This is a genomic window from Actinoplanes lutulentus (genome assembly GCF_003259845.1).
GTDB classification, from domain to species: Bacteria; Actinomycetota; Actinomycetes; order Mycobacteriales; family Micromonosporaceae; genus Actinoplanes; species Actinoplanes lutulentus.
Map to the genome: position 1 here is coordinate 121,125 of NZ_QLMJ01000003.1, position 21,367 is coordinate 142,491.

Annotated in this window: 18 protein-coding genes; 9 read left to right on the top strand and 9 right to left on the bottom strand. The window is 68.8% G+C overall.

The genetic code is table 11. The features are described from left to right. Positions 1-42: 42 nt before the first annotated feature. Complete coding sequence (locus B0I29_RS07510; protein ID WP_111648165.1) at positions 43-2,175, bottom strand: M48 family metallopeptidase; 2,133 nt, start codon at positions 2,173-2,175, stop codon at positions 43-45. A 1,127-nt stretch (positions 2,176-3,302) separates the two neighbouring features. After that, positions 3,303-4,736 (bottom strand): family 20 glycosylhydrolase, encoded by a 1,434-nt coding sequence (locus tag B0I29_RS07515; RefSeq protein ID WP_245972331.1) that lies wholly within the window; start codon positions 4,734-4,736, stop codon positions 3,303-3,305. 25 nt (positions 4,737-4,761) lie between these two features. On the opposite strand from B0I29_RS07515, the gene B0I29_RS07520 reads away from it, so the two are divergent. Together B0I29_RS07520 and B0I29_RS07525 are read left to right on the top strand one after the other, a co-directional pair. Continuing rightward, positions 4,762-5,307: a GNAT family N-acetyltransferase gene (locus tag B0I29_RS07520; protein ID WP_111648167.1), complete on the top strand. Its 546-nt coding sequence runs from the start codon at positions 4,762-4,764 to the stop codon at positions 5,305-5,307. Further along, positions 5,300-5,806: a GNAT family N-acetyltransferase gene (locus tag B0I29_RS07525; protein ID WP_111648168.1), complete on the top strand. Its 507-nt coding sequence runs from the start codon at positions 5,300-5,302 to the stop codon at positions 5,804-5,806. Before B0I29_RS07520 ends, B0I29_RS07525 begins: the two co-directional genes overlap by 8 nt. A gap of 101 nt (positions 5,807-5,907) precedes the next feature. Here B0I29_RS07525 and B0I29_RS07530 read toward each other — a convergent pair whose 3' ends face one another. Next, the gene (locus B0I29_RS07530) at positions 5,908-6,867 is read right to left on the bottom strand and encodes a helix-turn-helix transcriptional regulator (RefSeq protein WP_111648169.1); all 960 of its coding nucleotides are present in this window, start codon (positions 6,865-6,867) and stop codon (positions 5,908-5,910) included. A 65-nt stretch (positions 6,868-6,932) separates the two neighbouring features. Here B0I29_RS07530 and B0I29_RS07535 point away from each other — a divergent pair, with 65 nt between their 5' ends. From B0I29_RS07535 to B0I29_RS07545, 3 genes are read left to right on the top strand one after another with little or no spacing between them, the layout of a single operon-like run. Next, entirely contained in the window at positions 6,933-7,874 is a 942-nt protein-coding gene (locus tag B0I29_RS07535; protein ID WP_111648655.1) for an ABC transporter ATP-binding protein, read from the top strand. 2 nt (positions 7,875-7,876) lie between these two features. Next, a complete protein-coding gene (locus tag B0I29_RS07540) occupies positions 7,877-8,614 on the top strand; it encodes an ABC transporter permease (protein ID WP_111648170.1) in 738 nt (245 codons plus the stop codon). Positions 8,615-8,632: 18 nt separating this feature from the next. Next, positions 8,633-9,706 carry a magnesium and cobalt transport protein CorA gene (locus B0I29_RS07545; RefSeq protein WP_111648171.1) on the top strand — a complete coding sequence of 358 codons (1,074 nt, stop codon included), beginning with the start codon at positions 8,633-8,635 and terminating at the stop codon, positions 9,704-9,706. 67 nt (positions 9,707-9,773) lie between these two features. Here the strand turns inward: B0I29_RS07545 and B0I29_RS07550 are convergent, their stop codons facing one another. Further along, the gene (locus tag B0I29_RS07550) at positions 9,774-10,553 is read right to left on the bottom strand and encodes a hypothetical protein (RefSeq protein WP_111648172.1); all 780 of its coding nucleotides are present in this window, start codon (positions 10,551-10,553) and stop codon (positions 9,774-9,776) included. A gap of 206 nt (positions 10,554-10,759) precedes the next feature. On the opposite strand from B0I29_RS07550, the gene B0I29_RS07555 reads away from it, so the two are divergent. Continuing rightward, positions 10,760-11,098 carry a PRC-barrel domain-containing protein gene (locus B0I29_RS07555; protein ID WP_111648173.1) on the top strand — a complete coding sequence of 113 codons (339 nt, stop codon included), beginning with the start codon at positions 10,760-10,762 and terminating at the stop codon, positions 11,096-11,098. A gap of 47 nt (positions 11,099-11,145) precedes the next feature. On the opposite strand, the gene B0I29_RS07560 is transcribed toward B0I29_RS07555, so the two are convergent. From B0I29_RS07560 to B0I29_RS07570, 3 genes are all read right to left on the bottom strand, one after another. Further along, entirely contained in the window at positions 11,146-12,135 is a 990-nt protein-coding gene (locus B0I29_RS07560; RefSeq protein ID WP_111648174.1) for an MHYT domain-containing protein, read from the bottom strand. Positions 12,136-12,439: 304 nt separating this feature from the next. Then, positions 12,440-13,318, bottom strand: coding sequence for a response regulator (locus B0I29_RS07565; protein WP_111648175.1), 879 nt, complete (start codon positions 13,316-13,318; stop codon positions 12,440-12,442). A gap of 66 nt (positions 13,319-13,384) precedes the next feature. Beyond that, a complete protein-coding gene (locus tag B0I29_RS07570; RefSeq protein ID WP_111648176.1) occupies positions 13,385-13,942 on the bottom strand; it encodes a PadR family transcriptional regulator in 558 nt (185 codons plus the stop codon). Positions 13,943-13,984: 42 nt separating this feature from the next. Here B0I29_RS07570 and B0I29_RS07575 point away from each other — a divergent pair, with 42 nt between their 5' ends. Next, positions 13,985-15,226, top strand: a complete 1,242-nt coding sequence (locus tag B0I29_RS07575) for a D-arabinono-1,4-lactone oxidase (protein WP_111648177.1) — start codon at positions 13,985-13,987, stop codon at positions 15,224-15,226. A gap of 2 nt (positions 15,227-15,228) precedes the next feature. On the opposite strand, the gene B0I29_RS07580 is transcribed toward B0I29_RS07575, so the two are convergent. Beyond that, on the bottom strand, positions 15,229-15,663 hold the full coding sequence (locus tag B0I29_RS07580; protein WP_111648178.1) for a rhodanese-like domain-containing protein: 435 nt from the start codon (positions 15,661-15,663) through the stop codon (positions 15,229-15,231). Between the two features lie 71 nt (positions 15,664-15,734). Here B0I29_RS07580 and B0I29_RS07585 point away from each other — a divergent pair, with 71 nt between their 5' ends. Further along, on the top strand, positions 15,735-16,751 hold the full coding sequence (locus tag B0I29_RS07585) for a helix-turn-helix domain-containing protein (RefSeq protein ID WP_111648179.1): 1,017 nt from the start codon (positions 15,735-15,737) through the stop codon (positions 16,749-16,751). On the opposite strand, the gene B0I29_RS07590 is transcribed toward B0I29_RS07585, so the two are convergent. Beyond that, complete coding sequence (locus B0I29_RS07590; RefSeq protein WP_111648180.1) at positions 16,666-18,651, bottom strand: beta-galactosidase; 1,986 nt, start codon at positions 18,649-18,651, stop codon at positions 16,666-16,668. The two genes, B0I29_RS07585 and B0I29_RS07590, sit on opposite strands and share 86 nt — an antisense overlap. 45 nt (positions 18,652-18,696) lie before the next feature. Here B0I29_RS07590 and B0I29_RS47390 point away from each other — a divergent pair, with 45 nt between their 5' ends. Continuing rightward, complete coding sequence (locus B0I29_RS47390) at positions 18,697-20,814, top strand: glycosyl hydrolase family 95 catalytic domain-containing protein (protein WP_111648181.1); 2,118 nt, start codon at positions 18,697-18,699, stop codon at positions 20,812-20,814. Positions 20,815-21,367: the final 553 nt, after the last annotated feature.

Consider the following 21,367-nt stretch of genomic DNA (forward strand, 5'->3'; position numbering starts at 1 on the left):
GCTACCCAATTCAGCCGACGGTGAAGCGAACATCTCCCGAGGTTATTGTGACCCAAAGTGACGTAATGATTGCTCATCCGTCGGGGATGAGACTGTCTGGCCCTGGGTACGCAGGTCCGGCTCAGAGGGTTCAGTCGATGCCTCGATCGAGGAGCGTTGATCCGGGATCGCCGGCCGGGTGCCGGTGAGGAACGTCACTGCTTCGTCCCAGGCTTTCCAGCCTCCGGGGAGTTCGTCGGCGTCGAGGGCCGGGCGCAGGGTCACGGCATCACTGTCACGCAGGCCGATGGTCCAGCCTTTCCGGCGACCGGGGAGGGTGGTCACGCCGGTCACGTCGGCGTACGGAAGAAAGCGCTCCCCGGGCGTGCTGGTTTCCCCTGCTCCTGCTGTGACTCCGCCCACCGCGAGCTTCGTCAGCCGCCGCTTCGCCTCGTTTCCCCGGCCGCGGGGCAGGCCCGGCACCAGCAGCAACCCCAGATCCGTGATCAACAGATCGGTGCGCACACCGTCGGCCGTGAGATTGACCAGCCCGCCGAGAATCTGGCTGCGCGCGGGCCCGCCATCACCAGCCGTCGCCGCGAGATCAACACCGATCTTCTCAAGGTACTCACGCACCTCCTGGACCATCTCCGGCTCGGCCGCCGCCCGCGCGAGCTCCGCGAGATTGAGATAGGAGCCGTCAACACCCACCACCTCGGCCGCCCCGGTCCAGCTGTGCCGCCACCGCACGACACCGCTGCGCAGCGCCGCGAGCGCCAGCATCAACCCGAGCAGATCGATCATCCGCTCGGTGGTCTCCTCCGGTGAGTTCCCGGGGAACAACTCCTGCGCCGCGGTTCGCAACCGGCCGTCCGCGGCAAGCTCCAACACCTGGGCCGGGCCGGTCACTTCGCTCCCGGCAGCGCGGGACACGGTCGCGAGCGCGGCCTCGGCCTCCCGCTCCATCTCAGCGGTGCGAGCCAAGCTGAGAAATTCATCCCAGGACACGACGGTACGCCCACCGGCCGGGTACGCGACGTCCTGAAGCGCCCGCCCGAGCCGCGGAAGATCGGGCACGAGTTCGGGGTGAGGTTCGTCTTCCTTGGCGGGTGTCGCCTCGTCCTTTTTGCCGGGTGTCGCTTCGTCTTTCGTGGCGGGTGCCGGTTCGTCTTTCGTGGCGGGTGCCGGTTCGTCTTTCGTGGCGGGTGCCGCTTCGTCGTTTTTGTCGGGCGCCGGTTCGGGCTCCGGCGTCGTTTCCGCGGCTGGCTTCAGTTTTTCCAGCTCGGCGATCCGCTCGCCGACCAGCGGGTGGGTGTCCCACGGCCCGGCCGGTTCCGGCTCTTGCCCGCGCAGCTGTGCCATCTCCGCCGACCGGGCGGCCAGCACTCGCAGCAACCCGCCGAAAACGTCGTCCGGCACCAGACCGGCCTGCCAGCCCGGGGCCACATATTCGGCGTGGAACAACCGCTGCATCCCGGCCAGCGCGGGCAGGTCACGCAGCACCGCGACGACCGCCTCCGCACCGGCGTGCTCGGCCGCGATCCGGTCCGCGGCGAACTCCTGCGCCCGGCTGAACGGCGCGTCGACCCGCCGATAGAACCCGGCATAAGCCCGCAGCGCCACCCCGGCCGGGTTCCGCCGGTTGATCCGCGGAATCACCCGGCCGGCAGCGACCCGGCCCCGGTACGCCACCGGCGCCCACCGGCTGAGCCGCGGCGAGTAGTGCGCCAGCTCGTGCGTGGCACCGGCCCGCAGCAGAGTGGGTTCCCACGCCTGAAGAAGCGGAAGCCCCAGGTAGAGATCACGGGGCCCGCCGACGATCCCGAGCAGCCGGGTCCGTTCACCGACCGCGACGGTAGCTTCGGCAACCACGATCAAACGGTCCGGCGACGTTACCGAAGCAGCCTTGGCCGCGCCGTCGACCAGCTCCCACAGCTTCGGGGCACGGTCCCGCGTCACCTCCACCCCGGCCGGCAGTCGCCTCCGGGTTTGAAGGGCGCGCCAGGTCGCGTACCCAAACGCTCCGAATGTGGCAATGCTCAGCGGAACCCCCGCGCGGACCGCGACCGTGCTCGGCAGAATCGACAGCACTGCCCAGAGGATCACCAGTACGACGGCCAGCTGCGCCGCCACGACCAGCAGAAATCCTGCGAGGGCAGCAACCGGGGCCGCCGCTGATCGCGCACTGTTGCTCAAATCCGTGTTCCTCCTTCGAACCGGGCCCAGACTAGGGCCAATTCGTTGCCGGACACGCCTCACGGTCCCGCAGCGGGTTATACGTCCGCCACAGCCACCACCGATCAGAGCCCTTCAATCGCCCCCAAGAGGTACCGCTCCCGCCCGGCCCGGCCCCGCCAACACAGCAACCGAACAAGCCACCCAAGCCAGCCACCGCCACACGAGACGTCCCGCGAAAGGGCGTCCCGTGGAAGCGCGCCCGCGCGGCGGTGGCTCCCGCGATCTTGAGCGACTTTGCACACCAGGCTGTAGAAAATCGCTCAAGATCGCGGTCGGTCTCAAGCCACAGGCCGCGCGGCGAGTCGAATCACCACATTTGTCCGCACGAAGCACCCGCATTGAACACTCGCCTTGCCATGGCGCGGAGCCCATCGCCCAGAGACGCCGGCCGGACGCGGGAGTTCGCCAAATCTCGGCGTACGTCAGGTCGCACATAACGCCACCGTGCGCCCGGGTCTATGCCCTGGCCGTGATGAAGTCGCACAGTCCGCCACCGTGCGGCCCCATCCACGTCAATTCGAGCATCCGTGCGCCCTCAGCCACGTGCCCCAAAGCCCACCGTGTGCCCCCGGCCCGTCAGCGGCGGGGCCAAGCCGACTCCCGGCGGGGCGAGCCGTAGCCCATCCGCGTCATCGGGCCCGCATAAGGTGGCCGAGCGACGGCTCAGCGGGGCGAGCCGTCGTCCAGGCGTGTCACCGGACCCGGATAACAGGTCCAGCCGACGGCTCGCATCGGGGCAACGCGAACTCGACCGCAGAAACGAGCCCCAACTCAACACGGCGGGGTCGGCCCACCAGTGCGTGTCGACTTTGGGTGCGGATTGCGCCTCAAATCGACACACACAGACGGACGCCAGCCTGCGTGTCGACTTTCGGTGCAGAGCGCGCCTCAAATCGACACACACAGACGGACGCCAGCCTGCGTGTCGACTTTCGGTGCAGAGCGTGCCTCAAATCGACACGCTCGCGGCTTGATCGAGGGCTGCGGCCACCCCCGGAACCGCGGCCACCCCCGGAACTGCGGGCACCCCGACGCTGCGGGCACCCCGGAACTGCGGAAACCCTCTGTCTGCCTGGCCGGGAACTCTACGGCCAGGGGATTTCTGGGGATTTGTAGTACGACACGCCTTCTGCGTCCCACTTCGGGCCGAACGTCGCCACGCGAGCGCGGAACGACTCCCAGTCGCGGACGTCGCGCTTGGACCAGCCGATCTCGGCAATGGCCGGCAGCCGGGGCAGCGTCAGGAACCGTACGTCCGCCACGCTTCGCAGCGTCTCGGACCACAGGGGCGCCTCCACCCCCAGCAGCGCCTCCTCCGGGACACCCGGCAAGCGGTCCGCGGGATCCCAGTCGTACGCGCGCCGCACATCCACGTACCCGGCCCAGTCCAGCCCCAGAGCGGTGTCCGAGTCGTACTTCATGTCGAGATAGGCCCGGTCCGCCGGGGACATGATGACGCGCCGGCCCTCGGTCGCGGCCCGGGCGGTGTCGGCGTCGGCGGCTTCGATGCGCCAGTACTGCACGACAGCGGTCTCCGGCAGATCCACGGCGGCCATCTCGTGCCAGCCGATCGCCCGCTTGCCGTACTTGCCGGGCAGCGGAAGCACCCGCGCCAGGAACGTCCGATAGTCCTCCGGCGGCGTGGACAGGCACTCGTCGCCGCCGATGTGCAGATAGGGCCCGGGCGTCACATCGGCCAGGGTCCGGATCACGTCCTCGACGAAGGCGTACGTCTCCTCCTTGCCGGCGACCAGCGAGCTGTACCCGACCTCGGCATCAACCCGCTGCGGAACCGGCTGACCGTCGGAGGTCAGCGACGGGTACGCGTAATGCACAGCATTGACGTGCCCCGGCATGTCGATCTCCGGAACGATCGTCACGAACCGCTCCGCGGCGTAAGCGACGACATCGCTGTAGGAGGCAAGCGTGAGAAACCCCGGCCCCACCCCGTCAACACCGGTGCCCGCGCCGCCGCTGACCTCGGTGAGCAGCGGCCAGCCCGGGATCTCGATCCGCCAGCCCTGGTCGTCGGTGAGATGCAGATGCAGATGATTGATCTTGAATTGGACGAGAAGGTCGATGTGCGCCTTGATCTCGTCAGCGGTGAAGAAGTGCCGGGCGAGGTCCAGCATCGCGCCGCGGTACTCATAGCGAGGCGCATCCGAGATCAGCCCGCCGGGCAGCGACGTCCCCAGCTGCAGCAGCGTCTGCACGCCCCAGAACAGCCCCTGCGGACTTCCGCCGCGCAGATCCACGCCCGCATCAGTGATCTCCAGCGTGTAGCCCTCGAAATCCAGCGACGGATCCACCGAGAGCCGGATCGCCCCGTTGGGACCGATCGGGATCGGGCCGCCGACAACTTTCTCCAAGGCACCAGCGAGATGCTCGGCGACACCGGCGGCTTCCGGCGCGCAGTCGAGGACCGTACCGGGAATGATCGTGAATGATGCGGCCGGGACGGGCCGCACCGAGGCCGGGTGAGGGATCACATCGCCGAGTTGCTTCGTGAAAGCGCGCACTCTGAAGACTCTAAACTGTTTCCCCATGACGATCACCACGCGTCACGGCGTCCTCGGCGATGAGCGGATCCTGCATGATCTCGCTGCTCGCACGTTCGGGCTGGCCTGCCCGCCGGGGACCGCCCAGACGGACATCGACGAGTTCATCGCGAAGAACCTGTCGGAGGACAGCTTCGTCCAGTACCTCGGCGACCCGAATCGAATCATCGTGCTGGTGTCCGAGGATGATCAGCCGGTGGGTTACGCGATGCTGATCCGCGACCGGATCACCGACGCCGATGTGGCCGCCGTGGTCGACGAGGCGACAAGCATCGAGCTGAGCAAGTTCTATCTGGCCGCCGAGCGGCACGGCTCGGGCGCGGCGCAGGCGCTGATGACCGAGACGCTGTCCAGCGCGGCGCGGACCGGTGCGGTGAGCTGCTGGCTCGGCGTCAACCAGAAGAACGTCCGGGCGGCGAGGTTCTACGCGAAGCACGGTTTCGAGATCGTCGGCGTGAAACGGTTCCTGGTCGGCTCCGAGTGGCACGACGACCACATTCGCCAACGGGAATTATCATCCCAAAATGCCTAAGGTACGAGCGGCCCGCGAAGCCGACGTGACATCGATCGCCGGCATCTGCTCCCGGGCCTACGCCGCCACCTACCAGGGGATTCTCCCGGCGGGGTACCTCGATCGGATGCTGGCGGAGTTCTACGTCCCGGAGCGGATCACCAAGGACCTCGCCCCGGCGCCGCCGAGCTGGCTCGGATATCAGGTGGTCGAGGAGGACGGCCGCGTCCTCGGGACCGCCGCCGGCAGCCTCACCGCGCCGGGCGTCGGCGAGCTCGCCATGATCTATCTGGAGCCGGGCGAGCGCGGCCGCGGCCTCGGTTCGCTGCTCCTGGACCGGATCACCGAGCAGGTCCGTGAGCTGGGCGCGACCGAGATGTGGGTCGCCGCGGTGGTCGGCAACGAGCTCGCGCTGCCGTTCTACGAGGCGCGCGGCTTCACCATCCAGGGCAAACGCCGCGCTTACGGCTCCACCGACGATGAGGACGCCTGGTCCCTGCGGCTGCGTCGCGAGATCTGAGCGTTCCGCTCACGCTCCATTCCCGGGTACGGAAAAAATGTCGTACCCCATCGATACGTTGACCGTGCGGATCGGCGCCACGGGGGCGCCGATCCGTCCCATCACGACGCCTCGGCGGCCCGCATCAGCGTCTCGCCCGCCGTGCGGACCCGTTCGCGCAGCTCAACGGGTGACTCGATGACGAACGGCGAGGCCAGCAGCCCCAGCACCATTGTCGGCCAGCCCAGGTCGTCGACGTTCATGCGTATCCGGCAGGACGTGGCCGTGACCTCCTCCACGTTGCCCCAGTGCCCGAGAAACGATCGGACCGCCTCGGCCGGGGTCTCGATCAGCACCGACACGTCGTACTTGTTGGGGATCGACGCCATCCGCGAGCGCATCCAGGTCACCGGGTCGCCGCCCGGCAGCTCGCGCGGGCGGAAACGCGCTCCGGTCGGCGCCGGCGAGGTGAGCCGGTCGACTCGGAAACTGCGCCAGTCGCCCCGGTCGAGATCCCAGGCCACCAGGTACCACCGCCGGCCGAGCGAGACCAGCCGGTGCGGCTCGACGTGCCGGAGCATCGGCTCGCCGGCCCGCGGGGTGTAATCGAAACGCAGCCGCTCCTCACCCCGGCAGGCCATCGCGATGGTGGTCAGCGAGATCGCGTCGAGCACCGGGCCGCCACCGAAGACGCCGGGGGCGGTGACCGCCTGCAACGCGTCGATGCGGCGGCGCAACCGGGGCGGGAGCAGTTGGATGACCTTGGCGAGTGCGCGTACCGAAGTCTCCTCGAAACCGGCGACGGCGCCGGCGGCGCCGCTCCGGAGCCCGACCGCGATGGCGACCGCTTCCTCGTCGTCGAGCAGGAGAGGTGGCATCGCCGCGCCGGCCTGGAGCTGGTAACCGCCGGCCACACCCCGGGCGGCGTCGACCGGATAACCCAGATCGCGGAGCCGGTCGACGTCGCGGCGCAGGGTACGCGGACTGACCTCGAGCCGATCGGCCAGCTCCGAACCGGGCCAGTAACGATGGGTCTGCAGCAGCGACAGGAGCCGCAGCATCCGTGCACTCGTGTTCGCCATGTCCTCAGACTCCATCGGATTGCGGTCAGGAAGTGGCCGCTTCGAACTCTAGTGTCGAGAGCATGATGATTGAGACGCGAGAGCTGACGAAGCTTTTCAAAGACGTCCGCGCGGTCGACGGCATCAACCTGACGGTGGCCCGCGGTGAGCTCGTCGCGCTGCTCGGCCCGAACGGCGCCGGCAAGTCCACCACTCTTCGCATGCTGACCACGCTCATCCCGCCGACCTCGGGCAGCGCCCAGGTGGCCGGCTTCGACGTGGTCCGCCAGCAGCGCGACGTGCGGCTGCGGATCGGATACATCGGACAGGGCAACGGTGCCGGGCACAGCCAGCGCGGCCGCGACGAGCTGATCAGCCAGGGCCGGGCGTACGGAATGACCGTCCGCGCGGCCCGCACCAGAGCCGCCGAGCTGATCGACTCACTCGGGCTCAGTGACGTCGCGGACCGTACCGTCTCCACCCTCTCCGGCGGCCAGCGTCGCCGCCTGGACATCGCGATGGGGTTGATCCACGCCCCTGAGCTGCTTTTCCTCGACGAACCGTCGACCGGGCTGGACCCGCAGAACCGGGCCAACCTGCAGGAGCACATCGTGCGCCTGCGCGCCGAGCACGGCACCACGATCGTGCTGACCACGCATTACCTCGACGAGGCGGACTCGATGGCCGAGCGGGTGATCGTCATCGACCACGGCCGGGTCATCGCGGACGACTCGCCGCAGCAGCTGAAGGCGAAACACGTGGGCGACCGGGTGATCCTGGGGTTCGCCGGTTCTGAGGAAGCGGCGCGGGCCGCAGCGGCGATCGGCGCACAGCACGAAGGCGGATTTATCCGGCTCACAGCCGAGGACGGCCCCCGCGAAGCTCCGAAGATCTTGGCGTCATTGCCGATCACCCCGACCTCCATCGAGGTCACCCGCCCGACCCTGGACGACGTCTTCCTCACCCTCACCGGCCGCAGCCTTCGTGAGGACAGCAGCACCCCCGCCGCCGAGCTCGTGGAGGCCTGATCATGACTTCCCTCGTCACCGACACCCGTGTCGTCTTCAGCCGTGAACTGCGTCCGGTCATCCGGGACCCGTTCTCGGTGATCTTCTCGATGATCCAGCCGCTGTTCTTCCTCGGCCTCTTCGCGCCGCTGCTGCCCGGCGACAACTCGCTGCAGTGGTTCGTTCCCGGGATCATCGTGATGTCCTGCCTCTTCGGCTCCTCGATGACCGGCTCCAACCTGCTCTTCGAGATGCAGACCGGCTCGCACGAGCGGATGCTAGTCACCCCGCTGCGCCGGCCCGCCCTGCTGATCGGCCGGGCGCTCAAGGAGATCGTCCCGATGATCGCGCAGGCCGCCCTGATCGTCGCGGTCTGCATTCCGTTCGGTTTCGAGCTGCACCTGCCGGGCGCGCTGCTCGGCCTGCTCATCCTGGCCGCGTTCTGCATCGGCCTGGGCGCGCTCTCCTACACCCTGGCGCTCGCCGCGAAGAACAAGGAATGGCTCTTCTGGACCGTCCAGCAGACGCTGATCTTCCCGCTGCTCCTGCTCGCCGGGGTTCTTCTCCCGCTCGACAACGGACCGGGCTGGCTGCGGGCGCTCTCTCACATCAACCCCATGACGTACGTGGTCAACGCCGAACGAGCCCTCTTCAACGGCGACGTCCTGACCCGCAGCACCCTGGAAGGTGTGATCGCGGCCACTGTCGTAGCGGTGCTCGGTCTTCTCATCGGCGTGCGAGCCATGCAACGGTCCGACTGAGCGATACCGTTCTCGCCCATGAGAGGTGCGCTCGGGCGGCTGCTGGAGAACATCGTCCGTCCCCCGAAACCGGTGACCCCGGCCCGGAGCGGCAACCCGGACGCGGTGGTGGACTGCGCGGTCTACGCCGGCGGGTCACGCCGGTTCGGGTCGCGGCAGATTCCGTACGCGGAGGCGGCCCGTCTGGCAAGCCGGCGGGGCGCTTTCGTCTGGCTCGGCCTGCACGAGCCGAGCCTGTCCACGATGAACGCGGTGGCCCAGGTCTTCGGCCTGCACGAGCTGCACGTGGAACAGGCCGTCTCGGGCGGGCACCGGCCGGGTGTCGAGGTGCTCGGCGAGGTGACGCGGCTGGTTCTGCGCACCGCACGGTACGTCGAGCACGACCGGCTCACCGCCGATTCCGAGGTGGTGGAGACCGGTGACGTCACGGTGCTGGTCGGCCCGTCGTTCGTGATCACCGTGCGGCACGGCCCGGTCGGCCCGCTCCGCGAGGTACGCCAGGAGCTGGAGTCCCGCGCCGAGGTCCTGCGACAGGGCCCGTGGTCGGTGGCGTACGCGGTCGGCAACCGGATGGTGGACAGCTACCTCGACGTGGCCGAACACGTGGAGCACGACCTGGACCGGATCGAGGAGGAGACCTTCGCGACCGAGCGGTCCTCCGAATTCGCCCACATCTACCAGCTGAAACGCGAGATGGTGGAGTTCAAGCGGGCGGTGCTGCCACTGGCCGAGCCGATGTCGCGCCTGCTGGAGCTGTCCGGGGTGCCCGAGGAGCTGCGTCCGTACCTGGTGGACGTTCGCGGCAAGCTGGCCCGGGCCGCGGACCGGGTGGCCGGTTTCGACGAGCTGGTCACGTCGATCCTCCAGGCCCGGCTCGCACAGGTCTCGGTCGATCAGAATCACGACATGCGCAAGATCGCTTCATGGGCCGCGATCGCCGCGGTGCCGACCGTGATCGCCGGGATCTTCGGGATGAACTTCACGATCATGCCGGGGCTCGGATCCCGGTTCGGATTCGCCGGCGCGATCATCGCGATGATCGTGATCGGTGGCGGAGTCCATCGCTCATTGAAGAAATCCGGATGGCTTTGATCAAATACAACGCGCGGCCGGAGAATTGCACTCCGGCCGCGCATCGTCCTATTTCCCGGTGACAGGATCAGTGGCCGCCGCCACTGTTCCCGTGACCACTGTGGCCACCACCATTGCCGCCCTGGCTACCCCCGTTGCCGCCCTGGTTTCCACCAGAACCACCCTGGTTGCCGCCCTGGCCGCCCTGGTTGTTGCCCTGGCCGCCCTGGTTTCCACCAGAGCCACCCTGGCTGCCACCGGAACCACTCTGGCCGCCCTGGCTTCCACCGGGAGCGCCCTGGCCACCGCCGTGACCGCTGCCCGGGCCACCCTGCCCCGGAGCGCCGGGGCCGTTCTGACCCGGCCCGTCGGAGTGGCCGTGTCCGGGGCCGCCCGGACCGCCGTTGCCACCCGGCGAGGTGTTGCGCGCCACCACCGGCAGGGAGAGAACCGTGGTGCGCGTCTGGGTGCGGGCCTTCCATCCGCACTCGTCGTACGAGATGGTCGCCCACAGCTTCGTCACGCTGTTACGCCGCGCGATCGGCGTGACGCGAACCTTGGTGAAGTCGGTGCGTCCCGGCCGCAGCGAGTCGCCGCGGGAGAACGTCGTGAACCGCCGCGCGCCGAGGTAGTCGACCTTGATGGCCTCGCCGCGGACCCGGATCTGCGCGTCGCAGATCGGGCGGTCGGTACGCCAGTTGATCGTCACCCAGCTGGTCGTGTTCGCCGGGACCGCCTGCAGCCAGTTGGAGACTGGGGCCGGACCGCGGCCGATGGCCGCGGCCGGAGCCGCCGCCGACACCGCTGCCATCCCGGCAGCCGCCGTGGCCAGGGCAATCATCGCTCCGAAACGCCGCGTCTTCTGCATGAGTTCCTCCAGTGACTGTGATGTCCGCCGCGGGGATCCGGCGGGCAAAAAGGACACTAAGGGAATTGCAGACATGTCGCCATGTTTTGCCGCGCGTTTCAGGGCAAAAGTCCATTGTTGTACAAAATGTTTAGGTGGCCTCAGCCGAAAAGATGATGTTGGCTAGCGATGCTGAATCGACTGGTTTCCGGGTAAAGGCAACAGGCATGAGCGAGAACGGCGAAGACCTCGGCGCACCCGTGTCCTACCTGGTCCTGAAGGAGGGCGTCCCGGTCTACGACCGCTCCGGCGGCAACGTCGGCACGGTCGAGCACGTGCTCTCCGACGAGCGCGAGGACGTCTTCCACGGCCTGCTGCTCAAGACCGCCGACGGTCACCGGTTCGCCGGTGGCGACCAGGTGGACGGCCTCTTCGAGCGCGGCGTGATCGTCAGCGAGCCGGTCGACAAGCTCGCCACGCCGAGCGCCGACACACCGGCCGGCCTGGCCGAGAGCCGCGTCTCGGCGCTGCGGAAGGCCTGGGACTGGCTGATCCAGCCCAAATGACAAAAGGCCCGCCCCGAGTCCCGGGACGGGCCTTTCGCTATGAAGATCTACTGTGCGCGGTCGCGGTCCCGGTACGTCCACTGACCGCCGCCGAGCGTCGACCGGCCGGCCTGGCCCTGCTGACCTTGCTGGCCCTGACCCTGCTGGCTCTGCTGACCGAATTGGCCCTGCTGGCCGTACTGGCTCCGCTGACCACCCTGCTGGCCCTGCGGCTGCTGGCCCCAGAGCTGGCCGGGCGGGGTGGCGCCGGTGGCCGGAGCCGTGCGGGAGTCGAGCCGGGCCGCCAGATAAGCAGCCGCCTCGCGGTCCTCCTCGCTCGGTGCTGCGGCCAGCGCGTACACCATGCCGAGGATCGCGAAGACCACCGCGGCGCCGACCGGGACGAGCAGGCCGCTCGCGGTCGCGCCCTCGACCGAGCCGAATGACTGCTCGGAGAGCACCGACATGGCAGCCATGCCGGTGAAGTGCATGCCGTTGACCGCGACACCCATCACCAGCGCGGCGCCGAAGATGGCGATCGGCTTGCTGACGTTCAGGGTGAGCCAGAGCGCGACGGTCGCGGCGACCACCGCGATCACCACGGAGAGGATGACCTCGCGGCCCGCGTAGTGGATCTCGCCGCGGAGACGCATGGCGGCCATACCGGTGTAGTGCATCGCGGCGACGCCCAGGCCGGCGAGCACGCCGCCGATCAGGATGCGGGTACGCGGGGCGGCGGTGCCCAGCAGCGCGATGGCGAGCCCGACGCCGACCGCGACGAGCGCGATCACGGCGCTGGCCACGGTCAGGCCGATGTCATAGCGGATCGGCGTGCCGGTGACGCTGAAGCCCATCATGGCGACGAAGTGCATGCTCCAGATGGCAGTGGCGCCGATGGCGATCGCGGCGAGCGTCAGCCACCAGGCCCGCTCACCGCCGGTCTTCGATTGGCGGAGGCGCACCGCTGCGGTCAGCCCCAGAAGTGAGCCGAGCACGGACAGTACGTAACTCACCGTCGGAGTTACCCATCCGTGGTCGAAGTGATGGATCTCCGCCATAACGCTGTTCCTCTCACGTACTCATTCCGCCGGGCTGCATCCTGCCCTCACCACCGCCATGGGCGTGACTGATTGTGACGCACCTTTCGTTACGAGAGAACGAGCAGCACATCTCGATTTAGATCTCGTCCGATCGGCTGATCAACGTTTTGTGCCTGCAAATACCCTAATCCGCATATACAGAGGCAGATGTCCGAGTGTAACCATGCCGCTACAAAAATATAGTGGTTGCCGTTGATATAACCTTGGGTTACATCTGGGCGATTCGCCGCCGGATTTTCCTCGGTACGGGAGTAAAAGTCGCTCAGCCCGCGCGGGACAGCAGACCGAGCGCCGGAGCCCGCTGCGAATGCAGCATCTGCACGGTGTCCTCGGTGCAGGTGCCCGGCTTCTCGCCCATCACGCAGAGGGTGCCGACGACATGACCCTCGGACGAGTTCAGCGGCACGCTCGCGTACGACCGGATGCCGCTGATCGAGAACAGCGGCGTGGTCGCGAACCGTTCCCCGGAGGTATGGCTGTCGACGATCAGCACCGGTACGTCCTCGGCCACCACGATGGTGTCCGGTGACCATTCGACCGGCACCCCACCGGCCTCCTGGACCCAGGTGGGCAGCCCGAACGACCCGGCCAGCGCCACGCTGTCGTTGAGGACCAGGGTGATCGCCGCCATCGGGGCGCCGGTCAGCCGGGACAGCCCCTCGGCGAAACCGTCGAGCGCCGCCGTGTGGACGTTCCGCTCGTCCGTGCGGCCGGGCCGGGTCAGATAACCCGAGACGGCGAGCAGCCTGTCGACGTCGACCAGGTGGTTCGCCGTGCCGGCGACGGCCTCGCGGGCGGCCAGCAGGACGTTCATGGCGTCGAGGACGTGCTTGGGGCGGACCGGCTTGGAGATCGTCACATCGACGAGACCACGGGCGGCGGCCGGCGCCCCGGCGGACAGCATGATCACCGGGATGGTGGCGGTCGGCCCGCCGGCGCGCAGACGCTCGGCCACCTCAAGGCCACTGAGTTCGGGCATGTGGTGGTCGAGGATGACCAGGTCCGGCAGCGTCTCGGTGATGACGGCGAGCGCGTCGAGCCCGGTGAACGCCGTACGCACGGTGTGCCCCTCGTTGCCCAGCACGGTGGCGAGCAGCTCGGCGACGTCGATGTCGTCCTCCGCGACGACGATCAACGCCATGTGCTGCTCCTCCTCACGCTCGGCCCGCCCAGACAGCAGAACCTTAACCCCTCCCAGCCGGGCGAATCAGTCGTTTGACCGCCCCTGATCCGGGCCCCCGGCCTCGTTCCAGGCGAGCTCTCCGGACCTGATCCGCCGGGCCAGACCGGTGATCCACTCGATCTCGGCGGTCACCATGCCGCGCCAGTACTCGTTCTCCAGCGGGCCGCGTCCCGGCGCGTCCCCGGAAGCCAGCAGCCGGGCGGCACGGTCCTCAAGGATCAGGGCAGTGCGCTCGGCGGCCAGCACCTCGGCGTACCCGAGGGCCAGCACGAAGTCCATCGACGCCGCCGGTGCGTCGCGCAAGCCGGCCTCGACCTTGTCGTGAAAACCGGTGACACCCGCCGGGGTCGTCTCGTACACCGTTCGTGGCGGCCGATTGCCCACCCGGCCCGGCTCGCGGGCGGTGACCAACCCGGCCCTCGCCATCGACTTGAGCAACGTGGCGACCGTACTGCGCGTGACCGGCAGATGACCGCAGCGCTCCCGCAGCCGCCCGGCCAGGTCATACGCGTGCGCCGGCCGCTCGGCCAGCAGACCCAGAATGGGGAGCACCAGGCTGTTCCGGGATGCATCCAGAGGCATCTTCCCAGCGTATACATCTAATGAAAACGTTAAGGTGAAGCGATGCACGAACGACTGACCAACTGGGCCGGCAACATCGTCTTCAGCACCGAACAGGTGCATCGACCGAAAACGATCGCCGAGGTGCAGGAGACCGTCGCGGCCGCGGATTCGCTGCGGGTGCTCGGCAGCGGTCACTCGTTCAACCGGCTCGCCGACACCGACGGCGCTCTGCTCTCGCTGGCGGGCCTGCCGCGTACCGTCGAGATCGGATCCGATCGCACGTCGGTCCGGGTCGACGGCGGTCTGCGTTACGGCGATCTCGCCGCTCCCCTCGCCGCCGCCGGTCTGGCCGTGCACAACATGGCGTCGCTGCCGCACATCTCGGTCGCCGGTGCGGTCACCACCGCCACCCACGGTTCCGGTGTCCGCAACGGCAACCTCGCCACCGCCGTCGCCGGCCTCGAGATCGTCCGCGCCGACGGCGAGCTGGTCACCCTGACCCGCGCCGACACCGACCTGGCCGGAGCGGTCGTCGGCCTCGGCGCCCTCGGCGTGGTCACCGCGCTCACCCTCGACGTGCAGCCCGCGTTCGAGCTGCGGCAGTACGTCTACGAGAACCTGCCGGCGGCCGCCGTGCGCGACGCGCTCGCCGAGATCCTCGCCGACGGATACAGCGTCAGCCTCTTCACCCGCTGGACCGGCGCGACCATCGACCAGGTCTGGCTCAAGCGCCGCGACGAGATGCCGGCCGGCGACTTCCACGGCGCCACGCTCGCCGGCGGACCGCGTCACCCGGTCCCCGGCATGCCCGCCGAGAACTGCACCGAGCAGGGCGGCGTCCCCGGCCCGTGGCACGCGCGGCTGCCGCATTTCCGGATGGAGTTCACCCCGAGCAGCGGCGAGGAGCTCCAGTCCGAGTGGCACGTGCCGCGCGAGCACGCCCTCGCCGCGATCGAGGCGGTGGGCGCGCTCCGCGAGCGCGTCGCGGTCGTTCTCCAGGTCTGCGAGATGCGTACGATCGCCGCCGACGAACTGTGGCTGAGCCCCAACCACCAGCGGGACAGTCTCGCGCTGCACTTCACCTGGATCGCCGACACCGAGGCGGTGCTCCCCGTCGTCGCCGATCTGGAGCAGGCCCTCGCGCCGTTCGCGGCCCGTCCGCACTGGGGCAAGGTCTTCACCACGCCGCTCGGCGATCTGCGGTCCGCGTACCCGCGCTTCGCCGATTTCGCGGAGCTGGCCGGCCGTTTCGACCCGGACGGCAAATTCCGCAACCCCTGGCTGGACGCCCTCCTCGGTTAGTTTCAGCAGCCGCAGGCCGCTCCGGTGACGGCCGGGGCGGTCAGGTCGTCGATCGGGCGAGCGCTGACGCCCTGGTCGTCGCGGACCGGGAAGCCCTCGCGGACCCAGTACTCGTAACCGCCGAGCATCTCCTGGACCGGGTATCCCAGCTTGGCGAACTCGAGCGCTGCCCGGGTGGCGCCGTTGCAGCCCGGGCCCCAGCAATAGGTGACCACCCGGCTGCCGGGCGGGATCAGCTCGGCGGCCCGGGCGGCGATCTGGGAGTGCGGCAGGTGGACGGCGTGCGGCAGGTGGCCCTGCTGCCAGGACACGTCGTTGCGGGCGTCGATCACCACGACGCCGGGTGTGCCGGCTTCCAGGTCGGCGTGCACGTCGCTCACGTCGGTCTCGAACGTCAGGCGGGCGGAGAAATGGGCGACAGCGGCTGCGTTGGTCATGCTGTTGATCGTGCCGCCTGCGAAAATCCCGGCCCAGTGGCGTGAACGACGATGACCGCTAAGATTCCGCCATGCTGACGATCGGCCGCCGGGGCCCCACCGTGTCGGTTCTCGCGTACGAAGGAATGTCGGTCTTCGAGATCGGCATCGTCACCGAGGCCTTCGGCCTCCCCCGGCCCGAATTCGACTTCCCCTGGTACGACCTGACGATCTGCGCCGAGACACCGGGACCGGTTCGGGTGGTCGGTGGCGCCACCCTGCACACCGACCACGGCCTGGACACGTTCGCCGCCGCCGACACCCTGATCGTCCCGGGAGTGCCGGACGTGCACGCTGATCCGTCGCCCGCCCTGGTCGAGGCGCTGCGTACGGCTCACGCTCGGGGCGCACGGGTCATGTCGATCTGCTCGGGGGCGTTCGCCCTGGCCGGCACGGGTCTGCTGGACGGACGCCGGGCCACGACCCACTGGCGGTACGCCGACCAGCTGCGCGCCAAGCACCCGTCGATCCAGGTCGACGCGGACGTGCTCTACATCGACTCCCCCGAGACAGAGACCGGCGGGCCCATTCTCACCAGCGCCGGCAGCGCCGCCGGTCTGGATCTGTGCCTGCACGTGATCCGTCTCGACCACGGCCCGGCCGTGGCGAACGCGGTGGCCCGCCGGCTCGTGGTGCAGCCGCATCGGGACGGCGGTCAGGCCCAGTTCGTCGAGGCGCCGGTGCCCACCGATCCGGACGACGACCGGGTGGCCCGCAGCATGGAGTGGGCTCTGACCAACCTGACGACCGGCATCACTGTCGACATCCTGGCCCGGCGTGCCCACATGTCGTCACGCACGTACCTCCGGCACTTCGCGCGGGCGACCGGCACCACCCCGATCCGCTGGCTGATCACCCAGCGGGTGCACGCCAGCCTGCCGCTGCTGGAGGCCGGCGCGATGCCGATCGAGGAGGTGGCGGCGTCGGTGGGCTTCGAGACGGCAGTGACGTTCCGCCACCACTTCACTCAGGCGATGCGGACGTCGCCGTCGGCGTACCGGCGGGCGTTTCCAGTCGGGCCACCAGCGCTTCCCCTGACCGGATCGTGATCTCCGCCGGGAAAGAACCGCCGTTCACCGCGTCGACGGCGGCCGTGGGGAGCTTCACGCTCGCCTCCGATTCGCTGTGGTTGAACAGGAACAGCAACTCTCCACGGCGGACCGCCTCGACCCGCGGCGGCAGACCTTCCAGCACCGGCGACACGTCCGCCTCGGCCACGATCGTGCCCAGCAGCCGCTCCCAGCCGGTGTCGTCCAGGCCCGCCGAGACGTACCAGGCGTTGCCGTTCCTGGTCACCGCCGGCTCGCCGGCCAGCGTGCCTTCGGTGTACCGGGCCAGGGCCTGCGCGCCGGTCAGCTCGACTCGTTCCGCCCAGCCGAAGGCCGTGGAGCCGTCGTCCAGGTGCACCGGGACACCGGGGTCCTGCGGGTGCCATTCGGTTACCCGTACCCCAAGAATCTGCCGGAAAGCCGCAGGGTAACCGCCTGGACCGACCCGGGCGAAGGGGTCGGCGATGCCGCTCAGCGGACCCACCACCAGGTGGCCGCCGGACGCGACGAAGTCGCGGAGAGCGGCCGCGACCTCGTCGGACACGAGATAGAGGTGCGGCACGACGATGATCCGATAGCCGGTGAGATCCAGCTCCCGGGTCGGGAAGATGAAGTCGGTCGGGATGCCGGCGCGGAACAGCGCGCGGTGCGCCTGCTGGACGGCCGCGAGATAGTCGATCCCGGCGGACGGCAGGCCGGCGCCCTGTAACGCCCACCACGACGGCGCGTCCCAGGTCACCGCGACCTCGGCGGTCCGTCCGGCGGGCTTGAGCTGGGACGACAGTGCTCCGAGCCGGGCGCCGAGATCCACCGCCTCGCGGAAGACCGGGCTGTCCGGGCCGGCGTGCGGCACCAGCGCCGAGTGGAAGACCTCCGCTCCGCCGCGCGGCTGCCGCCACTGGAAATACATCGCGCCGTCCGATCCGCGCGCCACATAGGACAGACTCTGCCTGGTCAGGCGGCCGGGTTCCTTGGCGTGCATCCGGCCGCGCGTGTAGATCAGGTTCGGTGCGGTCTCCATGAGCAGCCAGGAGCCGCGACCCCAGCTCCGGGCGAGATCACCGGCGAAGGCGGTCTGCTCTTCCGCGGAGACATCCGATGAATCGGGGTAGTGATCCACCGCCACGACGTCGACGACCTCGGCCCAGCGCGCATGATCAACACTCACCCAGCCGCCCTGCACGAAGTTCGTGGTGATCGGGATCGACGGGTTGACGCCTCTCAGCAGGTCACGCTGCTCGACATAGGCACTGAGCAGCTCGTCGGAGAGGAACCTGCGGAAATCGAGAACCTGCGCCGGGTTCGGCAGGTACTGAGTGGCCCGCGGCGGCATGATCTGCGCCCAGTCCGAGTACCGCTGACTCCAGAACGCGGTGGTCCACGCCTCGTTCAGCGCGTCAAGACTGCCGTGCCGTTCCCGCAGCCACTCACGGAACGCAGCGGCGGTGAGGTCACAGCGGCAGTCGGTGCCATATTCGTTGTGCACGTGCCACATCGCGAGCGCCGGGTGATGGGCGTACCGCCTGCCCAGCTCACCGGCGATGCGCCGGGCGGCAAAACGATAGGCCGGCGCCGAGACGCAGTACGTGTCCCGGCTACCGTGCGTGAGCCGGACACCGTCGGCGTTCACCGGCAGCGCCTCCGGGTGAGCGAGCGTGAACCACGGCGGCGGTGATGCGGTCGGCGTTGCCAGCACGACCTTGACACCGCCGTCGTGCAGCCGGTCCAGCACCCGGTCGAGCCAGGCGAAGTCGTACTCCCCCTCGGACGGCTCCAGGTGCGACCATGCGAAGACGCCGACGGTCACCGCCGTGACGCCGGCTTCGCGCATCAGCTCGACATCGGCGTCCCACACCTCTTCAGGCCACTGCTCGGGGTTGTAGTCGCCGCCGAAGAACATCCTGCCGCCTTGACTTTAGTTTGATGTCTAAACAAAGTATGAGGAGTGCAGATCCATGTCAATCCGTCGTTCCATGACTCGGCAAGCACCGAGGACTGGGAGCACGCGCTGATCACCGGCAACGGCAGGCAAGGCGCGCTCTGTTACGGATCCCCCGCCGCGCTGCGCTTCACCCTCGCCCACGAGGGCCTCTTCCAGCCGGTCACCGAACCGCTCCCGGCGCCACCGACCGCCGCGGCTCTGCCGCGATTGCGCGAGCTCATCGCCACGTCACGCTTCACCGACGCGGCCCAGGCGGTCTGCGACCTCGCCGTTTCCAGCCAGCCTGGGTACGCGGAAACGCGCTGGCAAGACCCGCTGATCCCCGCCGGGACTCTGGTTTTCACACCGGACGTCGACCGTAGTGACGACTATGTCCGGGGCACCGACTTCGCCACGGGTGTGGTCCGGCAGTCGTGGGGCGGGGTGGTCTGCGACGCGTTCGTCTCCCGGCCCGACGATGTCGTGGTGATCCGGGTGGTGGGCAGCGGTGGCACGGTTTCCGTCAGGTTGGCCGACGGTGAACCGGAGCGGCCGATCGATGCCCTGGTCTCTTCGGTGGATGACGGGCTGGTTCTTACCGGACGATTCCCCGGGGTCACGTGGGCTGCTCTTGAGGGGTGGACTGTTGCGGTGCGCTTTACGCGTACCCAAGAAGGGGTCTTGATCGTGGCCCGGGTCGCGCCTGGCTTGCGGTCGCCGTCGGCAGCCGTGGCGGAGCTCCCTCGCGGCGACTTCGACGGCCTGCTGCGCAAGCATGCGGCGGTGCACGGTGATCTCTTCGAGCGGACGCGGCTCGACCTGGGCGGCGACGTGGTGGAGCGGCTTTTCGACGCCGGGCGTTACGCGATCATCAGCAGCACCGGGACGCGGCCGCCGACGCTGCAAGGGGTGTGGAGCGGGAGCTATTCGCCGCCGTGGCGCAGCGGCTGGACGGTTGACGGCAATCTGCAGGCGGCGCTGCTGGCGGTGCACTCGACGGGTACGCCGGAGCTGATGCCACCACTGTTCGACCTTCTCGACTCGTTGATGGACGACTTCCGGGCGAATGCGTCGGATTTATACGGCATGCCGGGCATTGCGGTGCCGGCGCATCTCGGCACCCATGGCCGGCACAACCACTTCGGGCCGATCTGGTGCCTGACGTTCTGGACCGCGGGGGCGGCGTGGCTGGCCCGGCTGTATGTGGATCACTGGCAGTTCACCGGGTCGGCGTCGTTCTTGCAGAATCGGGCGCTGCCGTTCCTGCGCGAGGTGGCTTCGTTCTACTCCAGTTTCGTGCGGATCGTTGACGGGCGGGCGCGTTTCAGCCCGTCATATTCGCCGGAGAACCATCCGGCCGGGGCCGAGTCGCAGGCCTGCTTCGACGCGACGATGGACATGCAGGTGCTGGGTGACCTGCTGCGCACGCTGGTCCGGTTCGACGACTCGCCGCGCTGGCGGGAGTTGCTGGACGCGCTGCCGCCCTATCGGATCAACGCTGACGGCGAGTTGGCGGAGTGGCTCGATCCGAGTTTCGATGATCGTCACGAGCATCGGCATTGCAGCCATTTCTTCCCGTTCTGGTATGCCGGCGATCCGGCCTTTTCCGACCCCGCCCTGCGGGCCGCCGCGGTGCGGGCTGTGCGGGCGCGGTTGCGGTGGTGGCTGGGGACGGAGTCCGACGAGATGGGGTACGGGCTGGCACTGGTCGGCGCGGCCGCCGCGCATCTGGGGCTGGCCGAGGAGGCGTATGCGGCGTTGCGGCGGATCGTTTCGTCGTATTGGCGCCCCAACCTCGTGCCGACGCACAACCGGGACCATATGTTCAATGTGGACCTGGCGGGTGGGTTGCCGGGGCTGGTGGTGGCGATGCTGCTGCAGAGCGGTGATGCCGGGGTGGACGGGGTTGCCCGGGTGCGCGTCCTGCCGGCGCTTCCGGCGGAGTGGCCGTCGGGGAGCGTGCGAGGTCTGGTGGCACGGGGGCCGATTGGTGTCGATTTGTCGTGGGGGCTGGGGGTGGTGACGGTGGTGCTGAGATCGGAAGTCGACCGCAGGGTGGAGTTGACGGTTGCGGAACGGCGGCCGGTGACACTCCATCTGCGGGCCGACATCCCCTTGACCACAACTTTCCGCGTCGGATGAGGCCGGCACCTTTCGCGCTTGTGGTGGCGGGTGCCCTAGACCCTGTGCCCTGAAGCGCCGCTGCTGCCTACCCGATCTTGGAGGCTTGCGGGTGCTCTGACCCCACCTTTGCGGTGGCAGCAGGTCACCAGAGGGCGCCCGGACCACCCGAAATCGACACGCGACAGCGGCGGCCTCCCGGGAACTCGTGAGTTTGTGGTCGATCGGATGGCCGTACCGCACAAGATCCGTGAGGATGCCTCGCCACGAGAGCCGCCGCGCCGACACCTCAGGTTCGCCATTTCGGGGCATACGGGGACCACCGCATGCTGCAAAGGCTGGGGCTACGCGATCTTGTGAGGTTGCGCCGCTGCCTCCACCACAAACTCACAAGTTTCCGGGGGCACACGCCGCTACCGCACTGTCACCAACGCCCAAAGTGGACATATGGCTCGGAATTCCACTCGCAGCGGCACCTGCGCTCGTAATTTCACGGCTTTTTTCCGCTCCGCCTGTCGTGCCCGACCGATCTTGAGCCTCTGTTCACCACCGGGTGTGCACAAAGGCTCAAGAT